We start from the raw sequence: 19852 nt of genomic DNA on the forward strand, positions 1-19852 counted from the left end.
AAATGGAACGCACGCCGCACATCCTCGTCGTCGACGATCATCGCGAGATCCGCGAACTCCTGGCCAAATACCTCACGCGGAACGGCTTTCGGGTCAGCGTCGCATCCGGCGGCGTGGACATGCGCCAGCAGATGCGCACCGGGACCTTCGACCTCGTGGTGCTCGACATCATGATGCCGGGCGAGGACGGGCTCACCCTGTGCCGCCAGCTGAGGCAGGCAAGCGACATTCCCGTCGTGCTCCTCACCGCGGTGGCGGAGGAGACGGACCGGATCGTCGGATTGGAACTGGGCGCGGACGATTATGTCACCAAGCCGTTCAATCCGCGCGAGCTGCTCGCCCGCATCCGCGCCATCCTGCGGCGGGCGCAGGGGCCGGCACGGGCGCAGCAGGGGGAGCCGGCGCTCTACCGCTTCGATCGCTGGCAGCTCGATCCCGGCCGGCGCGTGCTTTTGGACGAGACCGGTAATGATGTGCGGCTCGGCAGCGCCGAATTCCGCCTTCTGCTCGCCTTCGTCACCCGCCCCTCGGTGGTGCTCTCGCGCGACCAGCTGCTGGACATCACCGCCGGCCGACCGGCCCAGGTGTTCGATCGCAGCATCGATAACCTTGTGAGCCGTCTGAGGCGCCGGATCGAGCGCGACCCGCAGAACCCCACCCTCATCAAGACCGTGTGGGGCGATGGCTACGTCTTCGCGGCTCCGGTGGAGGTGGAGGCGTGAGTGGCCGGCTGAAGGGGTTGCTGCGCTTCCTCTGGCCGGGCAGCCTCGCGGGGCGGCTGGTGCTGCTGCTGGTGGCAACGCTGGCGCTGGCGCAGGTGCTCCTGGTGCTGGTCCTCCAGAACGAGCACGACGCCGTGGTTGCGGGCATCGTACGCGGGCAGGCCCTCAGCCAGACGGTGACGCTCACCCGCCTCATCGAATCCATGCCGCAGGAGCAGGCCGATCGCCTGGCCGGCGCCTTCACCACGCGCGGCACCTGCGCCTGGGTCTCCGCCGATCCTCCCGACCCGCACGAGATGACCTCGACGGAAGACGGCCTCGCCCGCCTGCTGTCGCGGCGCCTGCATGGTGTCGGCAATGGAGCGCCGGCCGTACACATCGATACCGACGGCCTGTGGGATCGCCGCTGCCCCGAGCGCAGCAGCGATGATTTTCCCTGGCTGCGCCGTGGCACGGGCGGCCCCGCCCAGCCGCTGCGGCCGGGGCTCGGCGTGGTGGCGCTGAGCGTACCACTTTCGGGCCAGCGCTGGCTGCATGTGGATGCTGTGGTGGGCCTGCCGGGCATCTGGAGCCGGCCCATCGTGCTGTCCTTCCTGATCTCGGCGCTGGCCGTCTCGCTGGTGACGGTGGCCTGCGTGCGCCTCCAGACCCGATCCCTGCGCTCGCTGGCCGATGCCTCCGAGCGCTTCGGCCGCGGCGAGAGCGTTGAGCCGCTTGATGTGCGCGGTCCCTCCGAGGTGGCGGCGGCGACGCGGGCGTTCAACACGATGCAGCAGCGCCTCAGCCAGTTCGTGCGCGACCGCATGCGCCTGCTCGCGTCCATCAGCCACGATTTGCGCACGCCGCTCACCACGCTGCGTCTCAAGGCGGAGTTCGTGGACGATGCGGAGGTGCGCAACGACATCGTCGCCACCATCGATGAACTGGTGGCCATCTGCGAGGCGACCCTCGCTTTCACGCGCGCCGAGGCGACGAGCGAAGAAACCCGGACGGTGGACATCGAAGACCTGTGCGCGGACGTGGTGGAGGAATTCGCCGGCGTTGGTGCCGATGCCCGGATGGCGGATCGGACGGCCGCTCCTGTCCGGTTGCCGTGCCGGCCGGTAGCGATGCGGCGGGCCTTGCGCAATCTGGTGGACAATGCGGTGCGCTACGGGCGCGGCGCGGTCGTGTCCGTGCGCCACCCTGTCGACGGCACGGTCGCGATCCGGGTGGAGGACGACGGTCCCGGCCTGCCGGAGGATCGCTTCGAGGAGGCGTTCCAGCCCTTCGTGCGACTGGAACCCTCGCGCAGCACGGAGACCGGCGGCATCGGCCTCGGCCTCGCCATCGCCCGCAGCATCGTCAAGGCGCACGGCGGCGAACTGACCCTCGCCAACCGCCCCGGCGGCGGCCTGTGTGCTGAGATCGTGCTCCCGATGGCCGGCTCTGCATCAGGACGGGGCTGAGCTTACGGCTGTGGGGCTTCGAGCGAAAGGGTGACGAGCAGCCCCGTGTGGTCCGAGAGGCGTCGCCCGTCCTCCGTCTGGTTGGGCAACGCCACGACCGAGATCGACGCGAGGGCGCTGCCGTGCGCGACGTGGTCGATGGTGGCGGAGAGCCCGGAAATCTCGCCCGTCGTTGCGACTGCAAAGCGCGGTCTGAGGATATTCTCCAGTCGCTCGAACACCGCCTTCGGGGCGTGCCGGCGCGGGATCGCCTGGTTGAAGTCGCCGAGCAGGATGGTGCAGGCGGCATCATGCGTTCGGTCGAGAATCTGGCCGAGCCCATCCAGGAAGCGCACATGCTCCTGCCAGGGACGGCTGTCGCGCCGCCCGCTGCCGACATGGGCATCGCGCCAGGGGATGCAGACGCCGATCACGTCGAGCGGCGCATGCGGTGTCACAAGCCGGGCGCGCACAAAGCGGCCGGTGGGCAGGGCGGCGTCGCCGGTGCTGTCGATGGCCTGCCATGGCCATCGACTCCAGAGGAGAACCTTCCTGCGATCCTCACGCACCGGTCCGCCGAAATCCACGGACGAAGTGATCCGGCCGGTCTCGTGCAGGAGATCGAGATTGCTTTCGGTGAGGCAGATCAGGTCCGGGTCATGGGCGGCGATAATGGAGCGGATCGCGGCGCCGCGATCCGTGCCGGCCCGTTGCCACTGGACGTTCCAGAGAAGGATTCTGATCGAGTGCATGGCCGCCACTACGGACCGGGCATCGGCCCCGGCCGGGTGTTAGCCCGCGTCCACAGCGGCGGCAATGCCTCAGTCGTCCTCCATTTCCAGCCCGTAGAGCGAAGCGTCGGGCGTCGCGAGCGGGGCGGAGAGGGTGGCCTTGAGGGCGGTGGCGAAGAACAATGGTGGAGCCATGGTGCGGGCGAGCTCGACCACCTTCTCTTTCAGTTCGGCCACCTTCGCAGGGTTTTGTGCCGAAAGGTCGTTCTTCTCCTCCGGGTCGGCGTCGAGGTCGAACAGCTCCACCTTCGGCGGCAGCAGCACGTGCCAGACGAGCTTCCACTTGCCCTGGCGGACGCCACCGGTGGTCGGCTCCACGTTGTAGATCACCTCGTCGCGACCGGGGGCGCCGGCCGTCAGGGCAGCCCAGGCATCCTTGCCGTCGAGGGGCTTGGACTGCTTGAGCTCAGCGCCCGCGAGCTTCGCGAAGGTGGGCAGCATGTCCACGATATGCATCACGCCGTCCGCCTGCCCCGGCTTGATGTGCCCCGGCCAGTTGGCGAGCGCCACCACGCGGGTGCCGCCTTCATAGAGGGAGCCCTTGCCGTCGCGGTAGGGGGCGTTGTTGGGGGGCGGATCTCCGGCCAGCGCGCCTTCACCCACGAACATCTTGTTGCGGGTGCCGCCGTTGTCCGAGTGGAAGAGGATGAGGGTGTTCTCGCGCATGCCGCGGGCGTCCAGCGCCGCCACCACCTTGCCGATCTGGTCGTCCATGGCGGTGACCATCGCCGCATAGGCGCGGCGGGAGGGGTCGGCGATGTTCGCGTACATGTCGAGATAGCGCTGCGGCGCTTGGTAGGGCGTGTGCGGCGCGGTGAACGCGAGGTAGAGAAAGAGCGGGGTCTTGGGGTCGTGGGCGCCCAGCTGTCGCACGGCCTCGGCGCCGAACAGGTCGGTGTCGTAGCCCTTTTCCTTCACCAGCGTGTTGTCGCGATACCAGTCGGTGACGCCGTGCGCCTCGTGCTTGAAATGATCGATCTCGCCCACCAGCGGACCGTAGAAGCTGTCGAAGCCGCGCTGGCGGGGCCAGTATTTCCGGTCCGCATGGCCGAGGTGCCACTTGCCGACCAGGGAGGTGCGGTAGCCCACGTCCTTCAGTGCCTGCGGCAGCAGGAATTCGTCGGTGGCAAGTCCGTAGGTGCCGCCGGAGGGGATCACGCCCACCTGCAGGCCGTAGCGCATGGGATAGCGGCCGGTCATCAGCGCCGCGCGCGTGGGCGTGCAGAGGGGCTGGGTATAAAACTGGGAAAGCTTCGCGCCGCCTGCCGCGAGTCGGTCGAGGTTCGGCGTCTTGATGTCCGAGCCGTGGAAGCCCACGTCGGCGAAGCCGAGGTCGTCCGCAAGAATGTAGAGGATATGGGGTCGCGGCGCGCCCTGTGCCCGCGCGCCCGGGGCGAGCAGGGAGAGGCCGGCAACGGCGGCGAGAAAGCCGGCGCCGCCAGCCAGGACGTCGCGTCGGCTCGGAGCCTGCTCTTCAGTCTTCTCGTTACGATCGGTCACGTGAATCCTCGTCAGCTGGTGAGGCGACGCACACAGCGGAATCCGATGTGCGCGGAGCCCGTATCGACGGATTGAGGCTGGCGCGCGGCAGGCCGATAGCGCCGGCAATAGCTGGGCGCACAGAGGTGTGAACCGCCCTTGAGCACCTTGCGCGGCAAGGCGAGACCGGGAGCGGCCCATTCCAGGCTGTCCGCGATCGTCCCGCCGCGCGGGTTGCGCGGCAGGCAGCAGGCCTTCGCCGCGGGCGCTGGATGGCGCGGGCGATACCAGTCGTCGGTCCACTCCCAGACATTGCCGATCATGTCGAGCAGGCCGTAGCCGTTGGGCGGGAACGCGGTGACGGGCGAGGTGCCGACGAAGCCGTCCTCCGCGAGGTTCTCCACCGGAAAGCGCCCTTGCCAGGTGTTGGCGCGATGAACACCGCCGGGGGCGAGTTCGTCCCCCCAGGCGAAGGCCGCTCCGTCGAGCCCGCCCCGCGCCGCGAACTCCCATTCCGCCTCCGTGGGCAGGTCCTTTCCGGCCCAGGCGGCATAGGCGGCCGCGTCGGTGTGGCAGACATGGACGACGGGATGGTCCTCGATGTCGGAAAGATCGCTGCCGGGACCCTGCGGGTGGCGCCAGGATGCGCCGGGCACGAACTGCCACCAGCGCGTCCAGTCGTCGGGATCGCCTGCATCGGCCGGCATTCGAAACACCAGAGAGCCCGGCACCAGAAGTTCGGGATCGGCGCCCGGATAATCCTCTGCGCGCGGGGCCTGCTCGGCCACGGTGACATAGCCGGTGGCGTCGACGAAGCGGGCGAACGCGCGGTTGGTGACGGGCGTGCGATCTATGAGGAAGGCGTCCACATGCACCTGATGGACCGGGGCCTCTTCCGGATAATGATCGTCCGATCCCATGCGAAACAGCCCACCGGCGACCCGGATCATCTCCGGATCGCCGGCCGCGGCTGGTACGTCCTCGACGGAGCCAGTCCCCTGATGTGCGACGGTGCAGCTCTGCCCGTCCATGACCTCTCCGCCAGCGACCGTTCCGCTCTCGGCCTGCGCCCGTTCATGTCCCCCGCATGCGACGGTCTTAGCCACGTTCTGCTCTAGCGGGAGGGGCGGGGGCTTCTCAATTGCCATTTGGCGCCACGTCTGACGTCACCGGGCTATCCGCGCGGAGGTTCGGAACGCGAGGGGCGTGCGGCCCTCCCAGCGCCGGAACGCGCGGACGAAATGCGCGGGATGGCCGTAGCCGAGGGCGCGCGACACCGAAGAGACCGGGGCCGTCGAGCCGCCGAGATGCAGCCGCGCCTGCGCGTGCCGCCACGTGTCGAGCAGTCCTTCGTAGGACGTGCCGAGCCCGGCAAGCCGCCGCTGCAGCGTGCGGGGCGACAGGCCGAGGCTGCGCGCCGTATCCACAAGGGAAAGGGCGCCGGTGAGGGCCGCGCTGTCGAATAGCGCTTCGATCATGGCGATGAGCGCGTCGTCGTCGAGGGAGACGGGCGCGGGAGGCAGCCCTGTGGCGGCGCCGTCGGGGGCAGGCGCAAAGAGCAGGTTGGTCTGGTCGAGCCAGCGGGCGTCGAACGAGATCTCGATGCCGTCGCCCGCACCGAAGCTGACGCCGGCCTGGAGGCGATCCTCGTAAAGCGATGCCGGCGCCTTGGCCCGATGGGCGAACCGAAGGTGGACCGGCGCGGCGTCCGCCCCCGTGATGGCCCGCAGCGCGCGCAGGACAAATGAGGCGATGCCCTCGTTCAGCACCTGCGCATGCTCGGGATCGCTGTCGGCGAGGCGATGGCGCCAGCGGGCGATGCCGTCGCGCTCCTCGATCGCAACCGAGACGCCGCCCTGCAGGTCCGGCATCTGGTGGTGCAGGGCGCCAAAGCAGTCGCGCAGGGTACGGCCGGCGAACAGGGCGCGGCCGGCGAGTCCGAGCTGCATGGGATCGGCGGCGGCGGCAAGGTCGAGTCCGATGGCGGCCTCGCCGCTGCGCCGGGCGAGGTGGAACAGCAGGGTGGAAATCTGGCCGCGGGCGACCACGCGATCGCCGCCGAGCGAGGTGTCGTCGAGCGCATTGTCGCGGGGTGCCGCATCGGCAAGTCCCGCCCGGCCGAACAGCGGCGCGAGCGGCACGCCCTGGCCGTCGGCGACCTTCGGTAGCATGTGGACGAGCGAGAGCCGGATCGGATGGCGGTCCCACATGGGCTGCGGACTCCAAATCGGCAGGGATCAGGGGCCGATGCGTCGGGCATGCCTCGCCCGCGACCGGTCTCCGGATGACCCGGCGCCCCCCTTTCTGACTTTGAACCCTACCTGCAATGGCGTGGTCAAGTTGCGCTTGCGTTACTCAGGTCCGGCGGCGCGCGGATCGATGGATCGTTTCAGGGATGGCCGGCGCCGCGATAGCCGTTCCGGCTCAGAGAAGCTCAGAGGCCGCCGAACCATGCGCCGAAATAGCCGGCATAAAGCTCCGGGGCCTCCAGATTCATGGAATGGCCGATGCCGGGCACGGCGACGAAGCGGCAATCGGGCATCAGAGCGGCCATCTCCTTCATGTCCGCTTCCTTGATCACGCCGTCCCGCATGCCCCAGACGACGAGATGAGGATGGGCGATGCTGGCCATCTTCCCCTTCAGCTCACCACTCCTCGCCTCCTTGGTGAGGGTTTCAGGCGTGCCGAACCAGATGCCCTCCGACACCGCCCAGACCTGATCCACGATCCGGTCGAACAGGCCGGCGCGCGCTCCGGCCTCGGCGACGAAGCGGGCGGGGCCGTTCGCGAGGGTTTCGTCCACGAACAGGCTCGGCGCAGTCGCGGCCATGATCTGGCGGGTGAGGTCGTAGCTCTCCTTCATCTGGCCGAAGAAGGCGGTCTGCTCGGGCCGGAAATCGATGCCCTGCGGGCCGACCGGAGACAGGGAAAACACCCGGCCGAAGCGGTCGGGCTGTTTCAGGATCATGCGCGTGGAGATGATGCCGCCGGTCGAGTGGGTCGCCAGGTGGCAGAAGGAGATACCGAGGGCATCCAGCGCCGCGATCATGTCGTCGGCATGCTGGGCGATGGAATAGTTGGAGAAATCGGCGGCGGGGGCCGGCTTGTCGCTGTCGCCGCAGCCGCGCCAGTCCACTGCGACGGTGCGCACGCCGCGCGGGAAGTGTGGCGCCGCCAGCTCGATCCAGTCCTTGCTGGCGAGATTGCCATGGATGAAGAGGACCGTCGTGTCCCCGGCGCCCCATTCCCGGTAGGCGAGGCGAAGGCCGTTCACGTCGAGCGTCTGCATGGAGGCCTCGTTCTAGAGGGAACGGCTTGCGCCCGGATGCCGGAGCGCAAGCCCGCTGCTTCGTCCGGCGCCTACTTGTTCAGCCCGGTCGGTGCCGCCGCCTTGGCCGGGGTGGCCTCTGCGGCAGCGGGCGCGCCGTGGATGAGCCGGTCGATGGTGGCGGGCGCGCCGGTGGGGACGCGACCGGTCTCCACGAAGTCCACCACATCCTCGGCGAAGGCGACCGGCTCGTCCGTGTGGATGAAGTGGGCGGTGCCGGGATAGATCTTCACCTGCACGTCACGCCCCGCCGTGTTCATGCGGCGCATGAAGGGCAGCACGAGCTGGCGCGAAAGATCGGTGAGCCCGTTGAAGGCGGTGCCGGGGATGAAGGGCTCCTTGTCGCCGAAGGCGAGGAAGATGGGCACCTTGATCTCGGTCAGCCGCTTGTAGAGGCTCTGCGGATCTTTTTCCTGCAACTCCGCCACCATGGCGTAGATGTCGAAGGTGAAGACATCCACCCACTGCTGCAGCTCGCGCGGATCGCCCTTGATCATGCCGATGCGCTGGGCCGTGTGGAGGCGGGCATATTCGCTGTCGCGCAGGAAGTAGCCGTTGCGCTGGGGCGTCACCGCCCCGGTGACGGGATCGCGGCTGCGGAAGTGATAGAAATCGTCGATCTGCTGGGCGGTGAGGTTCTTCTCCCGCTCGCGCAGGCCGGTCTGGTCCCACGCCTTCTTCCACGCGTCGAAATCGTGGGCGAAGGCGGGATCGAACAGGTCCAGCTTCTTGCCCGGCGCGATGGTGACCTCGCGCGGATACTCCTCAAGGCCGGCGGGCGCCTCGAGGACCAGCTTCGTTACCGCATCTGGCCAGGAAAGGGCATAGCCGAGCACGATCTGCCCGCCCATGGAATGACCGAGATAGGCGGCCTTGGGAACCTTCAGCTGGTTCACCACCACCTCATGCAGCACGTCGCGCATGTCCTGCAGGGTGCGGGCGGGGCTCTTGTCGAGGTTGCCCGGCCCGGACATGCCATAGTGCGGCATGTCCACGGCGATGACGCGCAGCCCGCGCTCCAGCGCAATGCGCATGATGTTGCCGTAGTGGCCGCCGAACGCGCCCTTGCCATGGACGATGACCAGCACGTCGGGATTGGCCGCCGTGCCGGCATATTCGTCCATGTAGCCGATGTCCCACTCGACGCCGCGGCCGTCTTTCGCCTTGGTCTTCTTCACCGGGAAGGGATAGGTGACGAAGCTGTTCCAGAACGACTTGTCGGGGGTGATGTCCGCCGCGACCGAGGGGGTGCGGTAGGTCTTGGCCGCCATCTCGCGATTGCGGGTGAGGCGGGAAACGTCGCCGAGGAAGGCGGCCACGGTCGGATCGAACTGGCGGTTCTTCAGGATGGGGAAGACACCGTAATGGGCGACCGGGCTCGTCTCATGCACGAAGTCCGCGCCGGGCACTTTCTCCACCGTGCGCTTGGCGCGGTCGAAGGTGAGCCACTGGTCATTCTCGATGTGCATCACGAGGGTGCGCGCCTTGATGCGCTTCAGCTCGGCATTGATGTTGTAGGTCTCGCCGGCGCGGTTGCGCCATAGCAGGTCGACCGCATCGAACAGCAGCGAGCGGGCGGCGATGGAGGCGCCGGCCTGCGGGTTGGGCGGGTTCCAGTAGAAGACGTCCCGCTGCACCGTCGACCAGTCCTGCTGCGAGCGGTGCTGGAAGTCGAACCCCGTTAGGTTGAGGATCGACCAGCCGAAGGCAACGCCCTGGTTGGGATGCTTGTCCTTGGGCAGGTTGTAGTAATTGCCGCCGGTCGCGCGCCACTGCGGATCGCTCTCGATGGCGGCGGACATGAGCTGGAAGGTCCAGTTGCCCACCGGATCCTCGCCGTCCGACTGGCTGGTGCCGCCGATGGGCATCAGGCCGTCCATGAAGTCCGGATGCATCACGCCCCAGACATAGGTCTGGGTCGCGCCCATGGAGACGCCGGTGACGAGGGAGGCGCGGGCGACCTTCAGATGATCGCGCAGCATCCGGTAATTGGCCTGCACCATGTCCTGATAGCTGTATTGCGGGAATTTCTGCCCGAGCCCTTCCGAGGGCTTGCTGGTGCCCCACAGGCCGAGGGCATCCACCAGCACCACGTAATATTGGTCGGTGTCGATGGGCTTGCCCGGCCCGATGACCGAACCGCCGGAGAGGGCCGTGCCCTCCACCCATTGGGCGTACATGTCGGTGGCGTCGCCGGAATAGAAGGAGTTCACCACTACCGCGTTGGTGATCTCGCCGGCGGCGTTGCGCTTCGGTGTGCCAAGGGCGATGTAGGCGGTCTTGGCCGGGCCGGCACCGAGGGATTCCAGCGTCGTGCCGCCTTCGCCGCCGTTCGTCCATTTGTCCGGGCTCGACAGGTCATAGCGTCCGCCGATCCGGAAGTTCGCGACCTCGTAGAATTTCTTGAGTTGGCAGAGCCTTTGCTGCGAGCAGGTGCCGGTGAGGGGCGGTTGCGGCGCCTGAACAGCCGGGGCCGGTGCGGCTGGCGTCTGGGCGTAGGCGGCAGGGGTGGTCGCGGACAGGGCCGTCGCGGCGAGCGCAAGGCCCAAGGCTATGGCATACCTCATGTTTCCTCCTGCGGCCGGTCTTTGTCATCGCCGCCGTCTGGAGGAGAGAACAGCACGCCCCCGCGCCCAAGGGAAGCGCTGCCGTTCTGATGAGGGATGCAACCTATGGGCGGCGCGATTCCTTAGCCGCCGTAGCGTCGCGCCGCCTCGATGGCGAGGCCGGTGCCCACGGAACCGAAGGTGTCGCCCTCGATCACCCGGGCCTGCGGGACGCAGGCGCAGATGGCCGCGCGCACATGGGCGAGGCGGGTCGAGCCGCCGGTGAGGAACAGGGCATCGATGGCGTCCGACTTCAGCCCGGCCGCAGAGAGGCAGGATGAGATGCGCCCGGCGATGCGCTCGGCGAGGAGCCCGGTGTGCGCGATGAGATCGTCGTGGGAGATGCCGACCGAAAGCCCGGCCTCCAACACCGCGAGATCGAGCACCGTGGCACCTTCCTCCGCCACCCGGATCTTCGCCGCCTCCACATCGAGCGCGAGACCATGGCCGCGCTCTTCCTCCACCGCGCGGGCGAGGCGCGAGACCAGCTCCGGCTGCGCCGCGGCGCGCTCCAGCTCGCGGATGGAGCGCGCGGTGCGTCCGTCATACAGCCGGTTGATGGCCGACCAGGTGGCGAGGTCGTGGTAGAGCGCCGCCGGCATGGCGAGGCCCTTGCGCTTCAGCGGGCTGCCGTGGCCGAGCAGGGGCATCACTACGGCGAGCGAAAGCTGCCGGTCGAAATCCGTGCCGCCGATGCGCACGCCCTCATTGGCGAGGATGTCGGAGGCGCGGTCCGCGCGGTTCTGGTGCCCCCGATCGATGCGCACGATGGAGAAGTCCGAGGTGCCGCCGCCGATGTCGGCTATCAGCGCCAGCTCTTCACCAGCCACCTGCCGCTCGTAGTCGAGGCTGGCGGCGATAGGCTCGAACTGGAACGAGAGAGCGGTGAAGCCGATGTCGCGGGCGATCGAGCCGAGGGTCTCCTCCGCGCGCTTGTCGCCGTCTGCGTCGCCATCGACGAAATGCACCGGCCGGCCGAGCACCACTTCGCGCAACGGCCCGTTGGCCTCGGCCTCGCCGCGTGCCTTCACCTCGGCGAGGAATTCCCCGATGACGCCCTTGAAGCCGAGCCGGCGGCGGCCGAGCGGCGTTGTTTCCTCGATGAGGGAGGTGCCGAGCACCGATTTCAGGGCGCGCATGAGGCGCCCCTGTTCGCCGCCCACATAGGCGGCCATGGCGGCGCGGCCCACCAGCGGCGCGCCGCTCCAGGGGAAGAAGATGGCGCTCGGAAGCGTATCCGCGCTGCCCTCCAGCCGCGCGAGGCGCGGGCCGTTGGGTCCGTTCAGTCCGAGTGTCGTGTTGGAGGTGCCGAAATCGAGGCCGCAGGCGGTCATCGGGCCTCCTTGCCGTATGCGGGTGCGGAAGGCCGGGCTAGCTAAAGCAAGTCTCGCTGCAGCGCAAGAGAAGCCGCGAGCGAAAGCGGCGGGAGCCGCCCGGGTGCCATGTCGTCGCCCGGGCGCTATCCGAACTCAGAAATGATAGCCGATGCTCATGAACGGCCCGTGCATGGTGGTATTGTAGCGGAAGTCGCGCGTGGGTGACGTGACGGACTGGTAGTCGGTGTACAGTGCCCGATAGCCGAGCGCGGTCGACCAGGATTCATTCCAGTTGTACCCGATGGCGACGAGGCCCTGCGAGGAGAGCTTCGAACTCGCCGGCAGCCCGAAGCCGCCCACGTCGGCCAGCGCGTTCAGGAACCACTGCTTGTTGAGCTTCCACTGAAGCGCGAGGCCGAAGGTCGGATCCAGCCAGTCCTTGGAGTCGGACTCCGAAAAGGCGAAGGGAACGAAGAGCGAGCTGATCGAGGTGTTGGCCGACAGGCGCTGATAGCGGAAGCCGGCCGTCGCGGAGAGATCGAAATCGGCATCGCCGACAGGCAGTCGATAGCCGGCGGCGCCGGACAGGATGAACAGGCGCTGGGAGAAATCGACGAGGGGCTGGCCGGCCGTCGACAGGTTCTTGCTGGTGCCGAGCTGCGACCAGAACACGTCCGCGAACAGCGTCCAGTTGTCCTTCTTGGCGATGAAGTTGCCCATCACCGCGCCCTGGAAATTCTGCATCACGTCGCCGAAGGTGATGTCCACCGGGATGGCCGGCAGGCGCCGGATGCCGATGTCGCCGTCGATGCCGGTCGCCCAGAGGTACAGGGTCGCCTGATACTGCCAGCCCGAGTTCGTCTGGGGCTGTGGTGCGGGTGTCGCCGCCGGTGCCGCGCCAAGATCCGCGGCTCGAGCGCTGTGGCCCGGCGCCGCCGCCAGCGCTGCGCCGGCGACCAGCATGGCGATCGCCGCGCGCACTCCCATACGCCTGCTACGGTGCGTGCCGGCCACGGCATCGGCGCGGCGCGAGCGATCCGCGACCTTCATTCCGAATTGATACCCCCCGCCCATAATTCCCCCGTCTTGACCCGGCGCCGCACCGCGGCGTCTCGCGGCGCGGTTCGTCACCCGCCACTTGGCCCCCGCCAATGGCCGCACTCTAGCGCAAGCACGGCTGTGGAACTGCCCCTTCAGCGCTATTCCCGGCGACGTGTGGCGCCGACGCCACGGCATTGGTTGGGCTTGCGCAAGGGCATGCCTGGGAACGTCGAGTTTCGCGTCCGCGTCTTGCAATCCTTGACGATGGGTCATGTCGGCCAGCTTCGCGCGGGTGTGAACACAAGTCCGCACGCCAGGCGGGATTTGACCTTGCGCGCCACGACGAAAATATGGGAACAAGCATAGTCACGGTTCAGCTTGAGCGGCGTCCGCCCCACCTCAGTGGGTTTCGCGGGGGCAGAACCGCTTCGTCGGAAAGAGAGCGAGAGAAGATCGTTCGTGACCACCACTCTGCCCTTGGTGCGCGCGGCCGCCATCGCACCGATCATGGTCTGGCTGCAGGATGGCGGCCATCCGCTCGATCGGATGCTCCGTGATGCCGGATTGCCGGCCGGCCTTATCGAAGATCGCGATCGTCCGATCCCCCTGATGGCGGGAATCCGACTGCTGATGGATGTGGTCCGGCGCGAAGGCCATGACGTGCCGTGCCGTATGGTGGCCCATGCCGGGATCGAGGAACTCGGTTTGCTGGGGCAGGTCGTCATGTCGTCCCGCACGCCGCGCGAGGCCTTTATCAAGGTGGAGCGCGCCTATCAGCATCACGGCTCACACGAGCTGTTCACTTTGACGCCATCTCCCGGCGGCGGCGCGGTGCGTCATGCCTTTCGCGTGCCCGTGGATCTGGAGCATCTGTCCTACGTGCAACAATACGTGGCCGCGCTGATCCGCACTGTGGTTCAGCGCACTGGACTTGCCGGGTCACTGGTCGAGCGGGTCGAGTTGAGCCCTCACCCGCTTCACGGCGTGGAGGGAATGGGCACACAATTCGGCTGCGAGACGGTGCCCGCGGCGAACCGGACGGTGACCATGCATTTCTCCGATGCGGTGCTCGACCGGCCCTATGTGAACGGCCGTCAGCTTGCGGACGCGGTCGTCCCTCCGGGAGCCGCGGTGATCCGCGGCGACGGCACGTTGGCGGGCTCGATCGCCGCCATCCTGCCCGGCCTCATCGAGGCGGGCGCGGAGCCGGGCCTCGCCAGCATCGCAGAGCTTGCCTTCATGAGCCGGCGCACGCTGCAGCGTCGATTGGCGGGGGAGGGGACCAGCCTCTCCGAGTTGGTGGACAAGGTGCGCGCCGAGCAGGCGATCGCCCGTCTCACAGCCAGCGGCAGCGCCATTCGCGCCGTAGCGGCGGAGGTGGGCTATGGGTCCAACGCCAGCTTCAGTCGCGCCATTCGCCGCTGGACCAGCACATCGCCGAGCCGGCTCCGACGCAGCGCGTCGGCGGGGCGGCTGCGCAGCGGTGAAGAGGCGGAGTAGAGCCTCTAGCGTCGGCGTGCCCCCTTGCTGGTACGGGCCTGCGTCACCGGATGCGGGTCAGCTCCCGGCGTAACCTCTGGCCCGCCATGAAATGTGCATTGGCCATGATCGGCCAGTGTCTCGATCACGCGGCATTCCGCCACCCGGCCGTGCGCGCAGGCATGGACCATGTGCTCCAGCTCTGCCTCCAGTGCCTTGAGCGAGGAGATCCGCCGCCGCACTTCGTCGAGCCGGGCGCCGGCGATGGCGTCGGCTTCGGCGCAGGGCTGGTCGGGGCGATCCTGCAAGGTCAGCAGCGTGCGGATGGCGTCGAGGCCGAAGCCCAGTTCGCGGGCATGGCGGATGAAGGCGAGGCGCTTGACCTGCGCATCGTCGTAGAGCCGGCGGTTGCCTTCGCTGCGCGGCAGGTGCAGCAGCAGGCCGGTTTCCTCGTAGAAGCGGATGGTGGGCACCTTTACGCCGCTGATGCGGGCGGCTTCACCGATGGTCAGGTGAGCAGGGACCGGTGCTGCTGCCATGGGGCTTGCTCCTCTAGTCGCTAGAGCATCTAGGCTGCCACCATGACCAAAGGAAAGGCGGCATCATGACAGCCAGTCAGGTTCAGACCCGGTATCGCGTCTCGGGCATGGACTGCGCCTCCTGCGCAGCGAAGATCGAGGCCGTTGCAAGCCGTCTGGACGGGGTGGCGGAGGCGCGCGTGTCCGTGGCGGCGGCGACCTTGGTCGTGCGGCACGCTTCTGGTGCCGATCTTTCTGCCTTGCCAGCGCGGCTGAAGCCTATGGGCTATGGCCTCATGCTCGCGAATGCCGAGCCCGCCCAAACGCCGGCTCCGGTTGCGGCACGCGAGGCCTGCTGCGGGCACGATCATGGGCCCGACCTCGGGAGCCACGATCACGGCGGCCACGATCACACGGCGCATGGCCACGGCGGGCAAGATCGCGCAGGGCAAGATCACGCCCGGGAAGCCCATGCCCGCCACGATCATTCCGGTCATCCAGATGAGACGGCGCCCGCTGCCCGCGACGACCACGCCCATGGCGCCGAACTGGGCGAGGGCGGTTTCTGGTCCAACGGCAAGCTGCGGCTGACCCTCGCCAGCGGCGCCGCCTTTGCGGCGGCCTTCCTCGCGGGACTGGTGCTGCCGCAGGTCCAGACGCCGCTGTTCATCGCCGCCATGCTGGTCGGCCTGGTCCCCATCGCGCGCCGGGCGTTTGCGGCCGCGGCCGTCGGTATGCCCTTCACCATTGAGACGCTGATGACCATCGCCGCCGTGGGTGCGGTCATCATCGGCGCGGCGGAGGAGGCTGCGGCCATCGTGTTCCTGTTCCTCGTTGGCGAATTGCTCGAAGGCTTCGCCGCCGGCCGCGCCCGCGATGGCATCAAGGCGCTCGCGGCCCTGGTGCCGAAGACGGCGCTGGTGGCGCGGGGCAGCGATTTCGTGGAGGTGCCGGCCACGCAGCTCGCCGTGGGCGACACCATCCTCGTGCGCCCGGGCGACCGCATCGCGGCCGATGGCGCGATCCTCGCGGGAGAGGGCGGGATCGACGAGAGCACGGTCACCGGCGAGAGCGCCCCCGTGACCAAGGGTGTGGGCGCGAACGTCTTCGCCGGTACCGTCAATGGCGATGCGGCGCTGACCGTGCGCGTGACCGCGACCGCCGAGGACAACACCATCGCCCGGGTGGTGAAGCTGGTGGAAGAGGCGCAGGAGGCCCGGGCGCCCACGGAGCGGCTCATCGACCGCTTCTCGCGCGTCTACACCCCCGCTGTCGTGGTGATCGGTGCGCTGGTGGCGACCGTTCCGCCGCTGCTGCTGGGCGGGGAGTGGGGCGAATGGATCTACAAGGGCCTCGCCATCCTGCTTATTGGCTGTCCGTGCGCACTGGTCATCTCCACTCCCGCGGCCATTGCCTCCGGTCTTTCCGCGGGCGCGCGTCGGGGCCTGCTCCTCAAGGGTGGAGCAGTGCTGGAGACGGCGGGCAAGGTCACCATGGTCTGTCTCGACAAGACCGGCACCCTGACCGAGGGGCGGCCGAAGGTGACGGACGTGATCGGCGTTGCGCTACCCGAACTGGAGGTGCTGCGCCTTGCTGCGGCTTTGGAGGCCGGATCGAGTCATCCCTTGGCGAAGGCCATCCTCGACCGCGCTGCTGCCGATGGCCTCTCCATTCCCGCCGCGAGCGATGCCCGCGCGCTGGGCGGCAAGGGGGTGACGGGGATCGTGGAGGGACGCGCGGTGTTCCTCGGTTCCGTCGCGGCGGCGGCTACGCGGGTGGCGCTCGATCGCGCGCTGGAGGCTCGCCTCGCGGCGTTGAACGACGAGGGCAAGACCGTGTCCCTCCTCATCGTGGACGACGCGCTGGCGGGTGCCATCGCCATGCGCGACGAGCCGCGCGCGGATGCGGCGGCGGGACTTGCGGCGCTGAAGGAACGTGGGCTGCGCACGATGATGCTGACGGGGGACAATCCGCGCACCGCCGCCGCCATCGGCCGGGCGCTGGGCATCGAGGTGCGCGCCGGCCTCCTGCCGGAGGACAAGCAGCGCATTGTCTCCGAGCTGAAGCAGAAGGGGGAGGTCGTCGCCAAGGTGGGTGACGGCATCAACGACGCGCCGGCGCTGGCCGCGGCCGATATCGGCATTGCCATGGGTGGCGGTACCGACGTGGCGCTGGAGACGGCGGACGCCGCCGTGCTGCATGGCCGCGTGCGCGACATCGCCGGCATGATCGACCTGTCGCAGCGGACCATGCGCACCATCCGCCAGAACATCGGCCTCTCGCTGGGGCTGAAGGCGGTGTTCCTGGTCACCACCATCGCTGGCATCACCGGCCTGTGGCCGGCGATCCTGGCCGACACCGGCGCGACCGTGCTCGTCACCGCAAACGCGCTGCGGCTTCTGCGGCGGACGGAGGGATGATTTCCCTCATCACGTCGGGATGCTGAGGCTCCACATGGCATCGAACATGGACGCCTGGAATGCCGCGAACTCGGCGCTGTCGATGATCATGCCGTAGCTTTCGCGGGCGGAGGAGATCAGCGCGACCTTGTTGCCATAGATGAAGCAGGTCATCGCCAACTGGTGGGCGGGCGGCGCGTAGCGCAGTTCGCGCCGCTGCTCCTGGCTCGACGGCCAGATGGGGGCGATGTCGCGCTCCGCCGAGCGGATCACGTGCAGCCAGATGCCGCGGCGCGCGCGCTCGGTCAGATATCGCTCCATCTCGTCGAGGCCCGGCTCGGCCATTAGCTCCTTCATGGAGAGGGTCGCCCGCAGCACCGTGTCGCCGCCGGAGAGCGTATCCCACAGGGTGGTGCGGATGCCCTCCGGGCCGGGATGGAAGCGCACGTTCGGCTTGCCGGTCTCGTGGTGGTACATGGACCTGAGCACCGGCATGACATCTTCCAGCATCTGCCGGCGCGCCTCGATGCGCTCCAGCAGAACGCCCGGATCCTGGGCGACCACGAAGCGCCTTTTGCCGTGGTCGACGAACCGGATCAGCCCCTCTTCCTCCAGCTTCGCCAACGCGTCGTGCGCCGTGGTGCGCGCCAGCCCCGCCTTCGCCGCCACCTCCGTGATGGACGCGCCGCCGAGGCCGACCGCCGTCAGATAGAGCTTGTAGAGCGTCCCGGTGATGCCGATCCGGGCCAGCTTCTCTTCGATGTCCGCCGTCACTGTCACTTTCCCCCGATGAATGCAGCATGTCCGATCTTGGCGGCAAGGTCTATCATCGGTTTTAACCGATAAAAATACCGACGTATCGCCCAAAGAATGAGCGCGCTGATGCGCGTTTGATCGCATTTGTCAGCAAAATTGCCGCATCAATCATCAAATTGTGGGCCGATCGCAATTGACGGAAATGACCGACATATCTTAGCCTCTGGTCATGGCTGATCGCACTGACGAGCCGCCGGTTGGCGGGCTGAAGGAGGATGTCCCGATGGGAGCGAACGCGGAAGCGGGTGCGATGACGGCGGTTCCCGACAGATCGACGCCGACGGCGCGGCAGATGCCTTGGTCGCGGCTTCTCGCCGACAAGTCGGTCCGCGCCGGCCTCGGGCTCGCGGCCTTCTTCGCCTTCTGGCAGGCGGTGACGGGGCTTGGCCTCGTGGACGGCTTCCTCCTGCCGTCGCCGTTCGCCGTGGCGCAGGCGCTGTGGGACATGGCCCTCGACGGCTCCTTGTGGATCCATCTCGCCGCCAGCCTCCAGCGCGTCGCCGTCGGCTTCCTGCTCGCCTGCGTGGTCGGGCTGGCGCTGGGCCTCGTCTGCGGCTGGTGGCGGTCAGTGTCGGATTTCGTGCGCCCGGTGGTTGAAGCCCTGCGGCCCATTCCGCCGCTGGCCTGGATCCCGATCACCATCCTCTGGTTCGGCCTCGGGGACGCGGCGTCCTATTTCCTCGTCTTCCTCGGCGCCGTCTTCCCGGCCTTCGTCGCGACCTACACGGCGGTGCGCGGCCTTGATCGCAACCAGATGAACGCGGCCCTCTGCCTCGGCGCCAAGCCTTGGCAGCTGTTCTGGGACGTGCTGATCCCCGCCTCGCTGCCGATCATCCTGCCCGGCCTGCGCATCGCGCTCGGCGTCGGCTGGATGTGCGTGGTGACGGCGGAACTGATCGCCGCGCAGACCGGCCTCGGCTACCTGATCCAGCAGTCCCGAATGCTGTTCCAGATCAATAACGTGGTGGCCGGCATGGTCACCATCGGCCTCGTCGGCTTCGCCATGTCCGCCATCCTCGAGCGCATCGAGCGGCGGGTGAACGCCTGGGCGCCCTCCGAGCGCAGCTGAGGACAGCGAAAGGAACAGCCATGCTTGCCAGCGCCTCCCTCATGTCTTCCTCCGCTCCGGGCCTCGCGCCCCAGCTCTCGCCCGAGGATGTGCAGATCGACATCCGTAATGTCGGCAAGGTCTACGGGTCCAAGACCGAGGAGCCCGTCACCGCTCTCGATGGCGTGACGCTCCGCATCCGGCGCGGTGAATTCATCTCGCTGCTGGGGCCGTCCGGCTGCGGCAAGTCCACCCTGCTCGGCATCATCGCCGGCTTCCAGTCGGCCACCAGCGGGCAGCTGCTGCAGGATGGCCGGCCGATCACCCGGCCCGGTCCCTCACGCACGGTGGTGTTTCAGGACTACGCCCTGTTCGGCTGGATGACGGTGCAGCAGAACGTGGAATTCGGCCTCAAGGCCAAGGGCATGGGCAAAGCCGAGCGGGCCGAGATCGCCCGGTCGCTCATCGCCATGGTCCGCCTGAACGGCTTCGAGGACAAGTTTCCGCACCAGATGTCCGGCGGCATGAAGCAGCGCGCCGCCATTGCCCGCGCGCTCGCGCCCGATCCCGACATCCTGCTCATGGACGAGCCGTTTGGCGCCCTCGATGCGCAGACCCGCGTGCTGCTGCAGGAGGAGATCGCCCGCATCTCCTCGGAGGCCGGCAAGACGGTGATCTTCGTCACCCACGGCATCGACGAGGCGGTGTTCCTCGCCGACCGCGTGGTGGTGATGAGCCCGCGTCCGGGCCGCGTGCGCGAGGAGGTCCTCGTGCCGCTGCCGCGGCCGCGTACGGCCGAGATGCGGTCCGATCCATGGTTCGTCTCCACGGTCAACGACCTGTGGGAAACGCTCAAGCCGGAATGGCAGAAAGGGGAATAAT

The 19852-nt window shown here is 68.2% G+C and carries 16 protein-coding genes; 6 read left to right on the plus strand and 10 right to left on the minus strand.

Annotation, left to right across the window (positions count from 1 at the left end):
• The first annotated feature begins 2 nt into the window (after positions 1–2).
• The gene (locus ACT535_RS10165) at positions 3–722 is read left to right on the plus strand and encodes a response regulator (protein ID WP_168458414.1); all 720 of its coding nucleotides are present in this window, start codon (positions 3–5) and stop codon (positions 720–722) included.
• The gene (locus tag ACT535_RS10170) at positions 719–2170 is read left to right on the plus strand and encodes an ATP-binding protein (RefSeq protein WP_476364266.1); all 1452 of its coding nucleotides are present in this window, start codon (positions 719–721) and stop codon (positions 2168–2170) included. The genes ACT535_RS10165 and ACT535_RS10170 overlap by 4 nt, the downstream gene beginning before the upstream one ends.
• Before the next feature lie 2 nt (positions 2171–2172).
• Here the strand turns inward: ACT535_RS10170 and ACT535_RS10175 are convergent, their stop codons facing one another.
• From ACT535_RS10175 to ACT535_RS10210, 8 genes are all read right to left on the minus strand, one after another.
• Positions 2173–2901 (minus strand): endonuclease/exonuclease/phosphatase family protein, encoded by a 729-nt coding sequence (locus ACT535_RS10175; RefSeq protein WP_476364707.1) that lies wholly within the window; start codon positions 2899–2901, stop codon positions 2173–2175.
• A gap of 69 nt (positions 2902–2970) precedes the next feature.
• Positions 2971–4440, minus strand: coding sequence for an arylsulfatase B (locus ACT535_RS10180; RefSeq protein WP_476364267.1), 1470 nt, complete (start codon positions 4438–4440; stop codon positions 2971–2973).
• Between the two features lie 11 nt (positions 4441–4451).
• Positions 4452–5450, minus strand: a complete 999-nt coding sequence (locus ACT535_RS10185; RefSeq protein ID WP_476364268.1) for a formylglycine-generating enzyme family protein — start codon at positions 5448–5450, stop codon at positions 4452–4454.
• 135 nt (positions 5451–5585) lie between these two features.
• On the minus strand, positions 5586–6629 hold the full coding sequence (locus ACT535_RS10190) for an AraC family transcriptional regulator (RefSeq protein ID WP_168458411.1): 1044 nt from the start codon (positions 6627–6629) through the stop codon (positions 5586–5588).
• A 224-nt stretch (positions 6630–6853) separates the two neighbouring features.
• Positions 6854–7708, minus strand: a complete 855-nt coding sequence (locus tag ACT535_RS10195; protein WP_476364269.1) for an alpha/beta fold hydrolase — start codon at positions 7706–7708, stop codon at positions 6854–6856.
• Between the two features lie 71 nt (positions 7709–7779).
• Entirely contained in the window at positions 7780–10314 is a 2535-nt protein-coding gene (locus tag ACT535_RS10200; protein ID WP_476364270.1) for an alpha/beta hydrolase, read from the minus strand.
• A gap of 122 nt (positions 10315–10436) precedes the next feature.
• A complete protein-coding gene (locus ACT535_RS10205) occupies positions 10437–11687 on the minus strand; it encodes an Hsp70 family protein (RefSeq protein ID WP_476364271.1) in 1251 nt (416 codons plus the stop codon).
• Positions 11688–11822: 135 nt separating this feature from the next.
• The gene (locus tag ACT535_RS10210; protein ID WP_476364708.1) at positions 11823–12656 is read right to left on the minus strand and encodes a hypothetical protein; all 834 of its coding nucleotides are present in this window, start codon (positions 12654–12656) and stop codon (positions 11823–11825) included.
• Between the two features lie 513 nt (positions 12657–13169).
• Between ACT535_RS10210 and ACT535_RS10215 the strand changes: the two genes are divergently transcribed.
• Positions 13170–14210, plus strand: a complete 1041-nt coding sequence (locus tag ACT535_RS10215; RefSeq protein WP_476364272.1) for a helix-turn-helix transcriptional regulator — start codon at positions 13170–13172, stop codon at positions 14208–14210.
• A 5-nt stretch (positions 14211–14215) separates the two neighbouring features.
• Here the strand turns inward: ACT535_RS10215 and ACT535_RS10220 are convergent, their stop codons facing one another.
• Positions 14216–14728, minus strand: coding sequence for a MerR family transcriptional regulator (locus ACT535_RS10220; RefSeq protein ID WP_476364273.1), 513 nt, complete (start codon positions 14726–14728; stop codon positions 14216–14218).
• A gap of 65 nt (positions 14729–14793) precedes the next feature.
• On the opposite strand from ACT535_RS10220, the gene ACT535_RS10225 reads away from it, so the two are divergent.
• Entirely contained in the window at positions 14794–17127 is a 2334-nt protein-coding gene (locus ACT535_RS10225) for a heavy metal translocating P-type ATPase (RefSeq protein ID WP_476364274.1), read from the plus strand.
• A gap of 9 nt (positions 17128–17136) precedes the next feature.
• Here the strand turns inward: ACT535_RS10225 and ACT535_RS10230 are convergent, their stop codons facing one another.
• Positions 17137–17880: a TrmB family transcriptional regulator gene (locus ACT535_RS10230; RefSeq protein ID WP_229645477.1), complete on the minus strand. Its 744-nt coding sequence runs from the start codon at positions 17878–17880 to the stop codon at positions 17137–17139.
• A gap of 292 nt (positions 17881–18172) precedes the next feature.
• Between ACT535_RS10230 and ACT535_RS10235 the strand changes: the two genes are divergently transcribed.
• Complete coding sequence (locus ACT535_RS10235) at positions 18173–18991, plus strand: ABC transporter permease (RefSeq protein ID WP_476364275.1); 819 nt, start codon at positions 18173–18175, stop codon at positions 18989–18991.
• A 41-nt stretch (positions 18992–19032) separates the two neighbouring features.
• Complete coding sequence (locus tag ACT535_RS10240) at positions 19033–19851, plus strand: ABC transporter ATP-binding protein (protein WP_476364709.1); 819 nt, start codon at positions 19033–19035, stop codon at positions 19849–19851.
• Position 19852: the final 1 nt, after the last annotated feature.

The organism is Xanthobacter sp. DMC12 (genome assembly GCF_056314105.1).